The sequence below is a fragment of the Plantibacter lichenum genome, from assembly GCF_050587525.1.
Taxonomy (GTDB): Bacteria; Actinomycetota; Actinomycetes; order Actinomycetales; family Microbacteriaceae; genus Plantibacter.
The window spans coordinates 504,914-519,085 of the sequence record NZ_JBOBFT010000001.1 but is presented as its reverse complement, the minus strand read 5'-3'; the positions used below and the strand labels follow the sequence as shown (position 1 = coordinate 519,085).

The window sequence follows — 14,172 nt, the reverse complement described above, 5'->3', positions numbered from 1 at the left end:
CCGCGACGCGCCGCAAGGCTCCTGAGTTGTGAACAGTCACGCTGATGGAGCAGGCGGCGACGGTCGCGGGTTGATGCGATCGCCGAGGCTCGTCAGATCGGCACCCTCCGGGATCTCGAACGCCTCCAGATCCGGACTCGCGATGATCGCATCGACAAGCGCACGCGAACCGCCGACGACCGTCGAATCCAGGTCGATCTCGCTTGCGACGATCCAGGCGTGGTCCTCCGGCCAGATGATGTTCGGTGTCCGTGGAAAGACCGTGTCCTTCGTCCATGGCGCATCCATGATCCAGGTGTGCGGAATGAAGGTCCGGATGCCGCTCGCGTAGATTCCATAGCTCCGCCAGGGAAGTTCGAACCTGCCGGCACCCTCCGCATGCACATCGATTTCGTTGTACCCATCCCAGACCGCGACGACGCCGACATCAGGGGTCGCCGTGTGTGCCGACAGGATTCGGGCGAGCGTTGCGAGCGTCCCGATGCCGAGATCACCCTCGTGCGGTTCGTCATAGCGCCAGCCGTCGGCGTCGATCACCGGCCCGGTCCAGAGCGTCTCACCGAACTCGCCGAGCCGTTGGAACCGTCGTTCCACGAGTTGCCGGAATTGGGCGAGCGGATGCATCGTGCGCCCGAAGGCTTCGGCGAGGACCGTCCACGTGGTGGATTCGCTGTCCAGCTCGATGGGCTCAAGTTCCGGCACGTCCCGCCAACTCCCGTCGCCCACCGGTCGGTCGCGATCCAGCGGGTGGAAGATGCGCGCGTACGCCTCGAAACCGTGCGGTACGAATTGGTGCATGTTGGCGAATGGCGTCTGCAGCCGGTCACGAATCCACTCGCCGCGCGCCGCCTCGGCCCCCACCCAGTCCATGCCTCACGGTATACCCCGACGGGTTGGGGAGTCCGCCGGCTCCCTGTGCCCCGTCGCCGGGTGTGTTCACAACTCAGGAGCGTCCTGGCGTGTCGGGGCTGCCGGGCGGCGTGTCGCGGCCGACACGCCGCACCGCTCCTGAGTTGTGAACCGTCACGTGCCGCATCGCTCGACTTTGTATTGATACATTGCTACAGTCGGCAGACAAAGTTCAGCACGAACGATGTGAGGGCGAGGTCAACGGATGCGCGAATCGGTCAATTCCTTTTTCGAGCACGGACTCGTCTGGGCGGGCCTCGGGGCGCTGCTCGTCGTCTGTCTGGTGACGGGGGTCCTGCTGTCGACACAGCGTTACCGGGATCGCATCACCTACGCGTTCATGATGCGGGTGGGGCTGCAGGTCGGCAACGATGCGACGTTCGCAGCGGTACAGCGCCGCGCATTCGCGACTGCGGTCGCCGGCATCGTCGGCTCCACTGTCGCCATTCTCATCTCGGCCATCGTTCTGTTCGCCAATCCGCAGACGAACGCGACGAACTTTCTCTGGATCGTCGTGGTGCCGCTCGCATTGAGTCTGACGGTGGTCGGGCAGATGTCGGTCGCTCTGCGTGAAACCCTGTTCCGCCAGCGCGCAGACTCCCCGCGCGTCGCCCGCCCCCGCGCGACTGGCCTCGACGACTACATCTCGGGCTGGCGACGGCTCATCGCGCCTGTTCTCCTGGCGGCGGCCTTCCTCGTGAACGCGGTGGCTGTGATCCTCGCCTGGAACGGTGTGATCGATGCGCTCGCGTACGTCACGAGTGCCGCTCTCCCTCTCCTCGTCGTGGGAGTCGTCGTGTTCGCGGCCGGAATCATCGCGGACCGCCTCGTCCTCAGGACACCGCAACCGGCGACCGATCCCGCCGAACTCGCGTGGAGCGACGCGTTCATCGGCGACACGCTCCGGAACGTTCGTCTCGCCGTGGGCGTCGTGATGTGGATCGCGGTTGCGTGCGGCGGCGTCGGAATCCTTGCCGGGATCGATGCGATCGACGGCACCACCTGGAGCACCGGCGTCGGATTGCAGCTCCTGACCTGGGGATACATCGCCGTGATGCTCGTCTTCAGCACCAGAGGTTCTCAGCAGTACTACCTGCGCCGGTTGTGGCCCCAGGTCCTGGAAGCATCCCCTCGGACAGAGCCCGTGGCACAGGCATGATGCTGCTGGTCGATGCGCGCTCCGCCGTTCCGCCGTTCGAGCAGGTGCGGCTGCAGCTCATCGAGCTGATCCGAGCGGGAGAGCTGCGGCCCGACGATCGGCTGCCCACGGTCCGCAAACTCGCAAGCGACCTCGGGGTGGCCCCCAACACGGTCGCCCGCACGTACAAGGAACTCGAACGCGACGGCATCGTCCAGACGCGCGGCCGACACGGGACTTTCGTATCGGGCGACCCCGACCCCGTACAGAGCCAAGCGGCCCAGGCTGCCGCCGTGTTCCTCGAGCGGATGCGCAGCCTCGGTATCTCAGCCGACGGGGCCATCGCGCTCCTCCGCCATCTCGACGTCGACGGGTCCACGGAGGCGGAGCCCCGCACTCCCTGACCGGTGCTCTGCGACCGGACTGAGGTGCCTGCCAGGTCGTCTCCGGTGCACGAGCCCGTCGAGTGTGTTCACAACTCAGGAGCGTCCCGGCGTGTCGGACGCGACACGCCGTCCGGCGGCCGCGACGCGCCGCGAGGCTCCTGAGTTGTGAACAGTCACGCTGATGGAGCAGTCGCAGGAACAGGGTGCCGGGAGGAGGCGTGAGTGACAGGATCGGGGTGGAGGTCGATGCGGACACGCCAGCCGGCACATCGCATCGCCGCCGATCAGACGAAAGGACCACACGATGCGATACACGTTGTTCCTCAACTACGGCGAACCCGGGGAGGGCCAGATCTCCGATGAGGACATGGCCGCCGCGCAGACCGCCTTCGCGGAGTACACGGCCGCGCTCGACGGCGCCGGAGTATTGCGATCCGCCGACGTCCTCCAATCGACGACCGCGACGACGACCGTGACAAGCCGCGACGGAGTCCTCGACCGACGCGACGGTCCCGCCATCGACACTCCCGAACCCGTCTCCGGCGTGTTCATCATCGACGTCCCCGATGCCGATGCTGCAGCCAGCTGGGCGGGGAGAGCGCCGTCCGTCTCATGGGGCACGGTCGAAGTCCGGCCGAGCGCTCTGGTCTGGGATCGCGAGCACGGCTGGCACCAGTCCTGACTCGCGGGCACGCAGCCCGCAGCTCGCCACTCACAGCGCACCGCAGGGAGGCTGCGCGCCTACCCTGACCACCCCCGCACCCCGCCCGTACTGTTCACAACTCAGGAGCGGTGCGGCGTGTCGGAGGCGACACGCCGCGGTTCGGGAGCGACCCGCCGAGGTGCTCCTGAGTTGTGAACCACCACGGGCAGCAGTTGCGCGGCGGAGAGGCGCAACGAAGGGGCGGAGGTCAGGGGCGAGGCGCGCGGTTGCCGAGGAAGAGGTCCGTGGGATCCGCGGCTGCCGTGATGGCGGCGAGCCGCTCCAGTGCATCGGCGGGATACGCCCGCGCGAGCGTGTCTCCCGGCATGAGGAACGTCGCGAACGCGCGGTCGTTCGCGTGCGTGCTGATCGGTGAGACGTCGATCGATCCCGCCTCCTCACCGCCCTCCCACAGCGCGTAGACGAGGAAGTCCTCGTCCACACTGCCCGCGACGCCGCCAGACCAGTCGCCCGTCTGCAGCGCGCCGCCGAGCACCCGCAGCTGTGCAAACGTGGCGCCCGTGCCGTCGGCGGGTTCGACGAGCGCGATCATCCCGTCGATGAGCGCCTCGCTCGCTTCTGGAGCGAAACCGGCCCATCCCCGGCTCGCGGCCGGCTCGACCGGCTCGGCCGACACCGCCGCCAACGCGCCGATCGTGAACGGCGCGAGCGTGTTCATCATCGGCTCGCCGAGCGCCAGGAACGGGGCGAGGAGCGATGCGCCCTCCTCCGCGGATCCGACGAAGACGGCGTCCACGTACGTGACGACGAGTCCGCGCAACGGCGGCGGCACCTGTTCGATGTCGGGCATCCGCAGCACACCGGAGGCGAGGGAGAGGTCCGGCCCTGAGTCCCGTGCGACCTCGGCAGTTGTGGTGAGCAACCGCTTCGCGAGCGAACCGTCGAAGAGGAGCTTGCCGCCGTACAGCTCAGGGGCGTCGTAGAGCTCGAGTTCGAGGGAGAGGACCACGCCGACGTCGCCCGTGCCGCCGCGGAGGGCCCACAGCAGCTCGGAATCGCTGTCTGCGTCGACGTGGCGGACCGCGCCGCTCGCGTCGACGAGTTCCACCGCGCGGATGGAGTGCGCCGCGATGCCGTGCCGGCGAGTGAACCACGAGTGGCCGCCGCCGAGGATGTAGCCGGCGACGCTCACGTTCGCGTTGCTGCCGGCCATCGCGATGAGGCCCGTGCCGTCCAGATGCGGCACGACCTCGCCCCACTTGACGCCAGCGCCGACGCGGAGGATCTTGGCTTCGGCGTCGACCGATACTTCCCTGAACGCCGTCAGCCGGACGAGGATCGCGCCCTCGATCGCGCTGCTCGCTCCGTGTCCGGACGCCTGAACGGTTACCTGGAGGCCGGTGTGCGAAGCGAAGGCGACGATCTCCTGCACGTCCGCGACCGAACGCGGGACGGCGACGGCGGCTGGCCGCTGATCGATGGCGAGGTTCCAGGCGACGCGGGCCGCATCCCAGCCGGAGTCGGTGGGGAGGGTGATGACGCCCGGCAGCGCTGCCGAGAGTTCTGTGAGGTCTGGGGTCGGGACGGACGAGGTGGAGCTCATGGTCGCGGTCCTTCCGGGATCGAGGCGGGCTGGGGTGGGTGGGACGGGGTGGGTGAAGCGGGTGTTGCGGGGCCCTTCGACGGGCTCAGGGACCGGAGCCGCGCGCTCAGCGCACGACCGCGAACGGACCGGACAGCTTGGCCCACTGCAGCAGCATGATGGTCTTGGCGTCGATGATGTCGACACCGATGCGACGGATCGCGTCGTCGATGTCGAGTTCAAGGAGGTCGATCTCCTCGCCTTCGTCGGCGAGTCCACCGCCCTCGCCCGCGCGGTCCGACGGGTCGTACTCGGCCGCGTAGAAGTGGAGTCGTTCGGTGACCGACCCGGGACTCATGTAGACGTCGAAGACGTGCTCGAGCGCATCGATCCGGTACCCGGTCTCCTCGTAGGCCTCCCTGGCGACGGCCGTCTCGGGGTCGTCGTCGTCCAGGAGCCCCGCGGCGGTCTCGATGAGGTCCCCCGTGGGGTGCCCGTTGACGTAGGCCGGGTAGCGGAACTGCTTCGTGAGGAGGACCGTGCGCGACGGGCGGTTGTAGAGCAGGACGGTCGCGCCGTTGCCTCGGTCGTACGTCTCCCGTTGCTGCGTGGTCCAGGTGCCGTCGCGGTTCTGGACGTCGAGTGTGGTGCGCCGGAGGACGTGCCAGGGGGAGGCGATGACCTCGACGTCGCGCACCTGCACCCGCGGATTGCCGGTGAGGTCGAGGCCCGTCCGGTGGAGCCCGGTGCGCCCTCGGGTGTCCGGCACGTCGACTCCCGGGCGGCCGGCGGGACGGGTGTGCGAGTCGGTCGTCATGGCCCGAGTGTACGAGCACCCGCTGACAGCCGGCCAGCGGGATTTCCCCACGATCCAGTGCGCAGTTTCTGCCAGTGGGAGGGCCCAGCACCCACACCAAGTGCGCATCGAAACGCGCACAACGACCCGGGCAAACGCAGATGAACCGGGCACGAGCCCGGAATCAGTTTTCGTTGTTGGCACCCGATTCCGTCTTTAAGCTAGCCGTACTGCAAGCCCGACTGTTCGAACATCGCCGTTTCCCGGGCTTCATGAAAGGTAGTCAGATGGCGCGCCCGCGCATTCTCCTCGATCTCACGCCCGAACTCGGGGACGAACTGTTCGATGTCGAACGGTACGAACGATTGTCCGAACTCGGTTCCGTGGATCGCCCGTCGATCCGCCTGCACCCGGAGGATCGCCTCGAGTACGACATCGTGGTCACCGGGTGGGGTTCGGCGCCGTTCCAGGTCGCGCGGCACGACGACGATCGGCTCCGCCTCGTCGCCCACAGCGCCGGCACGATCCGCAAGATCGTCCCCAAGCAGCTCCTCACGGAGGGCGTGCGGGTCACCCAGGCTGCGTCCGGGATGGCAGTGTCCGTCGCGGAACTGGCCCTCTACTTCACCCAATCGCTCATGCGGAACCTCAACGACGTCGACCGACGGATGCAGCGCAAGGACTGGAACGGCGCGCTGTCCTACGGGCTCGGCCGGACCATCGCGGGCACCCGCATCGGCGTCATCGGCGCGAGCCGGGTGGGCCGCGCGTACATCGAGTACCTGACGGCGATGGGCGGTGACGTCGTCGTCTCGGACCCGTACCTGTCGCGCCGCGACGCCGACGAGATGGGCGTGCAGCTCGCGTCCCTCGACGAACTCCTCACGACCTGCTCCGTCGTCGCGCTGCACGCCCCCGTGACCGATGAGACGCGCGGGATGCTGCACGCGGACCGCCTCGCGCTCATCCCGGACGGCGGCATCTTCGTCAACACCGCTCGGTCCGCCATCGTGGACATGCCCGCGCTCGTCGCAGAGCTGCGGACCGGCCGGTTGAGCGCCGCACTCGACGTGTTCGATGTGGAACCGCTGCCCGTCGACGACCCGCTGTGGTCGATGCCGAACGTGATCCTGACGCCGCACATCGGAGCGGTGACGACGCACTCCCGGCAGATGCAGGGCGATGTGGTCGTCGATGAGATCGACCGATTCGTGCACCACGCGGACCTCGTGTTCGAGGTGCGGCCGGAGACGTACGACCGGTTGGCGTGAGCACTTCGACAGGCTCAGTGACCGCACTTCGACAAGCTCAGTGACCGGGGGGTGGGCTCAGTGACCGGTGTGTGGGCTGGGTGAGCGCACTTCGACGGGCTCAGTGACCGCACTTCGACAGGCTCAGTGACCGGGGTGTGCAGCCTCAGTGACCGGGGTGTGGGCTCGGCGCCCGAAGGCGGCTCACTGAGCGGACGGGGACGAGCTCAGCTGACGGGGGCGCGCCGCCGCCAGGAGCCGCCCGCGGCGTGCGCGGTCGCGGCCGGCACGATGCCCGATCCGACGAGCAGCAGCGCAAGCGACAGCCACACGAGCACGAACCAAACGATGAGGACGACGAGCGCCGCGATGTAGCGGGGCACATTCACGAGCAGTTCCCGCATCGCGAGGCGCAGCAGGACCGGCCACCGTTCGTCGCGGACGCGCGCCACCGTCACGAGGAGCGCCAGGTAGTAGGCCGATGCGGCGAGTCCGAGCCCCAGCAGCAGCCCGAACGCGACCGCTCCCACGAATCCTTCCGTCGCGCGCCAGAACAGCAGTGAGACGACGTACCCGACGATGATGATCGGGAACAGGATCCCCACGCCCCAGGAGCCTCGCCAGGCCGTGGCGAACTCCCGCGCGAACCCGCGCATCGTCGTCTTCTCGCCCGCCCGGGAGGCCGCCCACTGGCGTTGGAGGGCGATCGCCGCAGGAGCCGCCGTGACGACGGGGATCGAGAACACGACGAACAGCAGTTGCAGGATCAGTGCGTTCCCGATCGTGTCCAACCCGCGGATGATCTTCATCGTTCAGCCTCCTGCGCGTGCGCGTGCGTCCGTTTCGACAGCGTACGGGCAGCGCAGGACTCCGGGCGTCGAAACGAATCGAACCGGGCGCGAAGCGGACACTCCACGGGGCGCACCGATCATTGCTCCCCGTTCAGACCGCTGCAAACAATGGGATAAGCGCTTTCCCGCAGGGTCCGGGCGCCGCCCACGCTTCGGCTCGGGCGTCTGACAAGGAGGTCACACAGCATGAAGAAGAAACACGCAATCGGAGCGGTCGGACTGGCTGCCGTCGTCGCGTTGACGGGGTGCTCGGCAGGCGGCGGCGGAGGCGACACCGCGGGCAGCGGTGGGGACAGCGGCACGATCCGCGTCCTCGTCGCCAACTTCCCCGCCAACAACGTGGGCCAAGGGGTGTTCGACCAGATCGTGGCCGAGTTCCACAAGAAGTTCCCCAAGGTGAAGGTCGAATCGGACTTCGTCCCCTACGACAGCCTCAACCAGAAGATCTCCACGTCGCTCGCCTCCGGGCAGAGCTACGACGTGATCAGCGCGGGTGTCGGCTGGGTGCAGCCCCTCGCGGACATCGGCGCCCTCCAGAGCCTCACCAAGCTCGGCATCACGGAGGACGACCTGAAGGATTCGGTGTACCCGAGCTTCGTCGACCCGATGCTCTTCGACAAGGAGGTCTACGCCGTTCCCGTCGTCGCGAACCCGCGTCTCGTCGCCTACAGCAAGAGCGCGTTCGAAGCGGCCGGCCTCGACCCGACCAAGCCGCCGCAGTCCCTCGACGAGCTCCGCGAGGACGCGAAGAAGCTCACGATCCGCGATGCCGCCGGCAACATCACGCAGACCGGTTTCGACTTCTGGGCGCCGCCGAGCAACTATCGGCAGCAGTTCGTCGCGTTCATGGGTGCGAAGGGCGCCAACGAGTTCACGAAGGGCGAGCCGACGTTCGCGGGCGCGGCAGGCGTCGACGCGTTGACGCTCATCCACGACATGATCTCCGAGGACAAATCGTCCACCTACGGCTACCAGAACTCGGCCAAGACCTCTCTCGTCACCACGGGTGAAGCAGCGATGGGCTTCACCGGACCGTACGTCGACTGCTCGGACGCCGGCATCGGCGCCAAGTGCGACGACCTCGTCTACTTCAACCTGAAGGACAAGGAGGAGGTCCAGTACGTCGGCGGCCGCGTCGTCGGCGTCGGTGAGGGATCGAAGAACACCGATGCCGCGCTCGGCATGGTGAAGGCCTTCCAGAACGATGCGATCCAGGAAGCGATCTCCAAGATCGACGTCGGCGTGCCCGTCAACAAGAACGCCGGCAAGAGCGAGTTCGTGGAGTCGAACCCGGCGGCGAAGTTCGCCTGGGAGAACCTCGACAAGGGCGTCTTCGAGTACGGCGGCGCTTCGTTCCTCGACTTCCGGGCCAAGTTCGGTCCGGCGCTCGACCAGGTGATCCTCGGCCAGACGACGGCCAAGGAGACGCTCGACAACCTCAAGGCCGTGGCGGCCGGCTGATCCTCCGGTGCGGCGGCTCGGCACGACTCGGGCCGCCGCACCGCTCGCCCCACTCGCGGAGCTGGCGACAGCCGCCTCCGCACCGCACGTCCCCGGGACACTCGAAGGAGAGACAACTCGTGACCACGATCAGCGAACCGCGAACGCGGACGGTGCCGCAGCGCCCGCGCGCCAGAGCCTCGGGGGTCGAGCGCGCGAAAGCCCGTGCCGGCTGGATCCTCCTCGCCCCGGCCCTCCTGCACTCCGTCATCTTCATGGCCGTGCCCACGATCATCGTGGTGCTCCTCGGCTTCACCGATGCGAGGATCGCGGGCCAGGGCGACTTCATCGGCTTCGAGAACTACGTGAAGCTCTTCCAGGACGCCTCGTTCAAACAGGCGTTCCTCAACACGCTCCTCTACACGATCGTCGTCGTGCCGATCGGGATGGGAGTGGCCCTCCTCATCGCCGTCGGTCTGAATCAGCAGATCAAGGCGCGCGGCGTCTTCCGCACCCTCTTCTACATCCCCGTCGTGACGTCTGCCGTCGCCGTGTCCGCCGTGTGGTTGTGGATCTACAACCCGTCGAGCGGTCTCGCCAACGAGGTCCTCGCGTTCTTCGGCATCGCCCGCTCCGGCTGGCTGACCGACCCGAACGTCGCCCTCCCCGCGCTCATGCTCATCGGCGTGTGGCAGGGCCTCGGCTCGAAGATGATCATCTACCTGGCAGCCCTGCAGGGCGTCTCGCAGGAACTCGTGGAGGCCGCCCGCCTCGACGGCGCCAACCGCTGGCAGCTGTTCTGGAACGTCACCTGGCCCGCGCTCCGCCCCGTGCAGTTCTTCGTCCTCGTGACGTCGATCGCCGGCTCGTTCCAGGTCTTCGACCTCGTCTACGTGATGACGCAGGGCGGGCCCGCGAACGCGACCAACGTGCTCACCTTCGACATCTTCACGAACGCCTTCGCGCGCCTCCACATCGGGTACGCGTCCGCGGAGACCGTGATCATGTTCATCTTCGTGGGCGTCATGATCTACCTCGGCCGCTTGACCCAGCGCGAACGGAAGGAACTCTGATGTCGACGCTCACCGCCCCCGATCCGCAGACCACGCGGTCCATCACCGTTCCGGAGGGCAAGCGGGGGACCGGCGGCGACCGGCCTCGCAAGAAGCTCGGTCCGGCGCTCGTCGTCCTCTACGCGGTCCTCATCGTGGGCGGTCTGCTCATGGTCGTGCCGTTTATCTGGATGGTGCTCACCTCGCTCAAGACGCTCGACGAGGTCAACTCGTTCTCGTGGCTGCCGAAGTCGATCCACTGGCAGAACTATGTGGAGGCGTTCGACGCGGCACCGTTCCTCATCTACTTCCGGAACAGCTTCATCGTGGTCATCGGGCAGACGATCCCGTTGCTGCTCATCGCCACGGCCGCCGGATACGCGCTCGCCCAGCTGCCCGTGAAGGGGAAGGGCACGATCCTCTCTTACTTCATCCTGCTGCTCGGCGTCCCGTTCCAGGTCATCATCGTGCCGCTGTTCATCGTGGTGCGGAGCATCCCGCTGGCCGGAGGGAACGACCTGCTGGGGCAGGGCGGAACGGGCTGGATCAACACATGGGCTGCGCTCATCGTGCCGTTCATCTCGGCACCGCTGTACGTGTTCCTCGCCAGGCAGTTCTTCGTCTCGCTGCCCGCCGACCTGGCTGATGCCGCCCGCATGGACGGCCTCTCGGAGGTGGGCATCTTCTTCCGGATCATGGCGCCGCTCGCGAAGCCAGCGTTCGTCACGATCGCGCTGTTCAACGTCGAATCGGCGTGGAACGGGTTCATCTGGCCGCTCGTCGCGACGAGCTCCGAAGACCTCAGGCCGCTGCAGTTCGGGTTGGCGACGTTCGCGCAATCGAGTTCCGGGCAACCGCAGTGGCCGTTCCTCATGGCCATCTCGACGCTTGCCGTGCTGCCGATGATCGCCCTGTTCGTCTTCGGGCAGCGGTACTTCATCGCGGGCCTCGCGAGCACGGGGATCAAGGGATGACCGCGCGATACGGGTTCTCGACGCTCGGCGAACCGGGGATCGGCGTCCCGCGGATCGTGGAGCTCGCGCGGGCGAACGATGCGCTCGGGGTCGAACTCCGGGTGGCGGCCGGCGAGGTCCTCGACCCCGGCACGACGTCGTCGGCGGGCGCTGCCGTGGGGGCGGCGCTCGCCGAGGGCGGAGTCGTGGTGCTCGGGCTGTCGTCCTACGTCGGGCTGTGCGCTGCGGGGGATGCGGCGAGGCGCAGATCAGAGCACGCCGATGCCGATGATTCCGTTCTCGCCGATCTCGCTGCGCACATCCGTCTGGCCGCGGCCGTCGGCGCAGGCGGCGTCCGCGTGTTCATGAAGGACCCCGAGGCGGTCGGCGGTCCCCGAGCGTCGGCCCCGGGCGCTCCGGATTCGTCTCCTCCCTCCGCCGGCGAGCTGCGCGGCATCGCCCGGCTCGGCGCCATCGCCCCGCTCTGCGCCGAAACGGGGGTGCGGGTGCTCATCGAAACGCACGACTCCCACTCGACGGCGGCGAGCGTCGCCCGGTTCCTCCGCCTGTCCGGCATCCAGCCCGGCGGCCACGTCGCAGTGATCTGGGATACCGCGCACAGCTGGACCCACGGCGAGACCCCTGCCGAGAGCCTCGAGCTGCTCATGCCCTGGCTCAGCCACCTGCAGATCAAGGACGTGCGATCCGTCGCCGATCCCGTCCCGTCGGAACCGGGTGCGGGGAGCTATCCCGTCGCCGAGCTCGCGGAGGCGCTCGCCGACCAGGACTGGAACGGCTGGGCGGTCCTCGAATGGGAGCGCGCCTGGCACCCCGACCTCACCCCGCTCGACACCGCCCTCGGCGCCACCCGCGCCTGGGCCGCCGACCTCTTCGACCAAGGAGCATCCTCGTGACCGACCTCGCCACCGAAACAGCATCCGCCCCCGACTCGGTCGCCGCTCAGCAGTCGCCCGCTGCGCAGCACTCGCCCGTCCACGGCCCGATCGACCGCTTCGCCGCCGCCTTCACGCGCGTCGAGGTCCCAGCCGAGGACCGGGCGCTCAGCCCGTACACCGGACTCACGCGCGCCCACTGGGTCGCGGCGGCCGACGACCTCCTCCTGTCCGCCGCCCGCTACGCCTCCCCGGGCGGCGCCCGCATCGACCTCCCGGGCAAGCCCTCCCAGCAGGGCGTCCGGACCGACGGCATCGAGGGCTTCGCGCGCACCTTCCTCCTGGCCGCGTTCCTTCACGTCGGCAACCGCGGCGTCGATCCGCACGGGCACCTCGACCGCTACGTGCGAGGCGTCGTCGCCGGCACGAAGCACGTGGGCGTCGACGACGCCGACTCGTGGCCGATCATCGACCACATCGGCCGCGACGGCCAGCCGCACGTGGAGGCGGCGTCGATCGCCCTCAGCCTGCACCTGACGCGGGAAGCATCGTGGGATACCCTCACGGCGGACGAGCAGGACCGCGTCGTCGCCTGGCTGCGCAACGCCATCGACAAGGAACCGTCCTCCAACAACTGGTACCTCTTCCCGCTCACGATCGCGAGCTTCCTCGAAGGCGTCGGACGGGCCGATGAGCAGACCGCGTACGTGATCGCCCGTGGGCTCGCCCTCATCGAGGAGTGGTACCGCGGCGATGGCTGGTACAGCGACGGCGACGGCGAGGCGTTCGACCACTACATCGGCTGGGCGCTGCACCTGTACCCGCTGCTCCACGCGCGGCTCCGGGGTGACGAGGCGCTCGCCGCGAAGCTCACGCCGCGGCTCGAACTGTTCCTGGAGACCTTCGCCCGCACCTTCGACCGCAATGGCGCGCCCCTCTACGTGGGTCGGTCGATGACCTATCGGATGGCGACGCTCGCCTCCGTCGCGATGGGCGAGGTCACCGGAGCGACGCCGCTCACGCACGGTCAGTCGCGCCGCATCCTCTCCGCCGATCTCCGCTACTTCTTCGAACGCGATGCGACGACCGACGGCATCCTCTCCCTCGGCTGGCACGGCGAACACGAACCCACCGTGCAGCGCTACTCGGGACCCGGGTCGCCGTACTGGACGTCGAAGGGCTTCGCGGCCCTCCTGCTGCCGGACGACCACCCGGTCTGGACGGCTGTCGAGGAACCGCTCGAAGCCGATGCGGCCGACTACGTGCGGGCCGTCGACGCGTCGGCGATGATCATCCAGTCGACCGCGGCGGACGGCATCGTGCGCGTCCACAACCACGGCAGTGATCACATCAAGCCACACCAGCCGGACTCCGGAGCCGCCGATCCGCTGTACGGCCGGTTCGCCTACTCGACCCGGACCGGCCCGACCGCGTCCCACAACGTGACCGACAACGACGTGCAGGTCAACGTGCGCGGGGTGTGGAGCGTGCGCCGCCGGATCCATCACATCGCATCGGGTGAGGGCTGGATGGCGTCCTGGCATGCTCCGCGGTTCACGGTCTTCGGGCCGTTCGACGCGAGTCCCGATGCCGTGGGCGGGCCGATCCTGCCCTCCGCGCGCATCGAGACGGTCGTCGCCGTGCGCGGTGCGGTCGAGGTTCGCATCCATCGCTTGCGGGGGATCCCGCCGCAGTCGCGGGTGCGGCTCGCGGGGTGGGCCGTGGCGGCTGAGCGGCCCGAGGGGTTGGTTGCGTCGGTCGACGTGGCCGGTGGTGCTGGTGGTGTCTCCGCCTCCGTGGAGCTCGCCGGGGGAGCGGGTGCTGGGGGTGCCCTTCGACAGGCTCAGGGACCGGGTCCCGGTCTCGATTCCGGTCTCGACGCGGTCGGGGAGACGCTGCGATCCGACGTCGTCGGCGTCCACGGGTGGAGCGGTTCTTCCACAGCTGCCGCGCAGTACGGGACGGCGTTCGGTCGGTGGGCCGTCGTTCCTGAGCTGACCGCGGCATCGGCCGACGGTGCGCTCCCGACGACGCTGCTCGTCGCGCTCGCCCGACTCACCGGTGATGCGTCAGCGCCATCGCTCGCGGACAGCGCCTCGGTCTCGGTCACGGGCTCCGTCATCTCGATCGTCTGGCTCGACGGCGCGGCGGCGACCACGATCGACCTCGACGCGCTGCCCTGGCCGACCCGCCTCTGACGCGCGCCGGCCTCTGGACCCCGGTCCCCGATCCCGGTCGAAGGGCATTGATGAGCATAA

Annotated in this window: 13 protein-coding genes; 9 read left to right on the top strand and 4 right to left on the bottom strand. The window is 68.5% G+C overall.

Features of this window, described 5'->3' with window-relative positions:
• Positions 1-36: 36 nt before the first annotated feature.
• Positions 37-870, bottom strand: a complete 834-nt coding sequence (locus ACQ3HB_RS02205; RefSeq protein WP_430917318.1) for a hypothetical protein — start codon at positions 868-870, stop codon at positions 37-39.
• Positions 871-1,114: 244 nt separating this feature from the next.
• Here ACQ3HB_RS02205 and ACQ3HB_RS02200 point away from each other — a divergent pair, with 244 nt between their 5' ends.
• From ACQ3HB_RS02200 to ACQ3HB_RS02190, 3 genes are all read left to right on the top strand, one after another.
• Positions 1,115-2,068, top strand: coding sequence for a hypothetical protein (locus ACQ3HB_RS02200; RefSeq protein ID WP_430917316.1), 954 nt, complete (start codon positions 1,115-1,117; stop codon positions 2,066-2,068).
• Positions 2,065-2,451: a GntR family transcriptional regulator gene (locus tag ACQ3HB_RS02195; protein ID WP_430917314.1), complete on the top strand. Its 387-nt coding sequence runs from the start codon at positions 2,065-2,067 to the stop codon at positions 2,449-2,451. Before ACQ3HB_RS02200 ends, ACQ3HB_RS02195 begins: the two co-directional genes overlap by 4 nt.
• Before the next feature lie 286 nt (positions 2,452-2,737).
• Entirely contained in the window at positions 2,738-3,115 is a 378-nt protein-coding gene (locus ACQ3HB_RS02190; RefSeq protein ID WP_430917312.1) for a YciI family protein, read from the top strand.
• Positions 3,116-3,344: 229 nt separating this feature from the next.
• Here the strand turns inward: ACQ3HB_RS02190 and ACQ3HB_RS02185 are convergent, their stop codons facing one another.
• Positions 3,345-4,700, bottom strand: a complete 1,356-nt coding sequence (locus ACQ3HB_RS02185) for an FAD-binding oxidoreductase (protein WP_430917310.1) — start codon at positions 4,698-4,700, stop codon at positions 3,345-3,347.
• Between the two features lie 106 nt (positions 4,701-4,806).
• Complete coding sequence (locus ACQ3HB_RS02180) at positions 4,807-5,496, bottom strand: NUDIX domain-containing protein (RefSeq protein ID WP_430917308.1); 690 nt, start codon at positions 5,494-5,496, stop codon at positions 4,807-4,809.
• Between the two features lie 266 nt (positions 5,497-5,762).
• Here ACQ3HB_RS02180 and ACQ3HB_RS02175 point away from each other — a divergent pair, with 266 nt between their 5' ends.
• Positions 5,763-6,746, top strand: coding sequence for a hydroxyacid dehydrogenase (locus tag ACQ3HB_RS02175; protein ID WP_430917306.1), 984 nt, complete (start codon positions 5,763-5,765; stop codon positions 6,744-6,746).
• Positions 6,747-6,952: 206 nt separating this feature from the next.
• On the opposite strand, the gene ACQ3HB_RS02170 is transcribed toward ACQ3HB_RS02175, so the two are convergent.
• Entirely contained in the window at positions 6,953-7,534 is a 582-nt protein-coding gene (locus ACQ3HB_RS02170; protein WP_430917304.1) for a hypothetical protein, read from the bottom strand.
• 228 nt (positions 7,535-7,762) lie between these two features.
• Between ACQ3HB_RS02170 and ACQ3HB_RS02165 the strand changes: the two genes are divergently transcribed.
• From ACQ3HB_RS02165 to ACQ3HB_RS02145, 5 genes are all read left to right on the top strand, one after another.
• Complete coding sequence (locus ACQ3HB_RS02165; protein WP_430917302.1) at positions 7,763-9,037, top strand: extracellular solute-binding protein; 1,275 nt, start codon at positions 7,763-7,765, stop codon at positions 9,035-9,037.
• 119 nt (positions 9,038-9,156) lie between these two features.
• Positions 9,157-10,089 (top strand): carbohydrate ABC transporter permease, encoded by a 933-nt coding sequence (locus ACQ3HB_RS02160; protein WP_430917300.1) that lies wholly within the window; start codon positions 9,157-9,159, stop codon positions 10,087-10,089.
• Entirely contained in the window at positions 10,089-11,042 is a 954-nt protein-coding gene (locus ACQ3HB_RS02155; RefSeq protein ID WP_430917298.1) for a carbohydrate ABC transporter permease, read from the top strand. The genes ACQ3HB_RS02160 and ACQ3HB_RS02155 overlap by 1 nt, the downstream gene beginning before the upstream one ends.
• Positions 11,039-11,935, top strand: coding sequence for a sugar phosphate isomerase/epimerase family protein (locus ACQ3HB_RS02150; protein WP_430917296.1), 897 nt, complete (start codon positions 11,039-11,041; stop codon positions 11,933-11,935). The genes ACQ3HB_RS02155 and ACQ3HB_RS02150 overlap by 4 nt, the downstream gene beginning before the upstream one ends.
• Positions 11,932-14,112: a DUF2264 domain-containing protein gene (locus tag ACQ3HB_RS02145; RefSeq protein ID WP_430917294.1), complete on the top strand. Its 2,181-nt coding sequence runs from the start codon at positions 11,932-11,934 to the stop codon at positions 14,110-14,112. The genes ACQ3HB_RS02150 and ACQ3HB_RS02145 overlap by 4 nt, the downstream gene beginning before the upstream one ends.
• Positions 14,113-14,172 lie beyond the last annotated feature (60 nt).

Excerpts from the sequence above, each read along its gene's own strand:
- ACQ3HB_RS02155 (WP_430917298.1), top strand. The coding sequence starts at position 10,089 with ATGTCGACGCTCACCGCCCCCGATCCGCAGACCACGCGGTCCATCACC.
- ACQ3HB_RS02200 (WP_430917316.1), top strand. The coding sequence starts at position 1,115 with ATGCGCGAATCGGTCAATTCCTTTTTCGAGCACGGACTCGTCTGGGCG.
- ACQ3HB_RS02150 (WP_430917296.1), top strand. The coding sequence starts at position 11,039 with ATGACCGCGCGATACGGGTTCTCGACGCTCGGCGAACCGGGGATCGGC.
- ACQ3HB_RS02185 (WP_430917310.1), bottom strand. The coding sequence starts at position 4,700 with ATGAGCTCCACCTCGTCCGTCCCGACCCCAGACCTCACAGAACTCTCG.
- ACQ3HB_RS02205 (WP_430917318.1), bottom strand. The coding sequence starts at position 870 with ATGGACTGGGTGGGGGCCGAGGCGGCGCGCGGCGAGTGGATTCGTGAC.
- ACQ3HB_RS02195 (WP_430917314.1), top strand. The coding sequence starts at position 2,065 with ATGATGCTGCTGGTCGATGCGCGCTCCGCCGTTCCGCCGTTCGAGCAG.
- ACQ3HB_RS02165 (WP_430917302.1), top strand. The coding sequence starts at position 7,763 with ATGAAGAAGAAACACGCAATCGGAGCGGTCGGACTGGCTGCCGTCGTC.
- ACQ3HB_RS02190 (WP_430917312.1), top strand. The coding sequence starts at position 2,738 with ATGCGATACACGTTGTTCCTCAACTACGGCGAACCCGGGGAGGGCCAG.
- ACQ3HB_RS02175 (WP_430917306.1), top strand. The coding sequence starts at position 5,763 with ATGGCGCGCCCGCGCATTCTCCTCGATCTCACGCCCGAACTCGGGGAC.
- ACQ3HB_RS02180 (WP_430917308.1), bottom strand. The coding sequence starts at position 5,496 with ATGACGACCGACTCGCACACCCGTCCCGCCGGCCGCCCGGGAGTCGAC.
- ACQ3HB_RS02170 (WP_430917304.1), bottom strand. The coding sequence starts at position 7,534 with ATGAAGATCATCCGCGGGTTGGACACGATCGGGAACGCACTGATCCTG.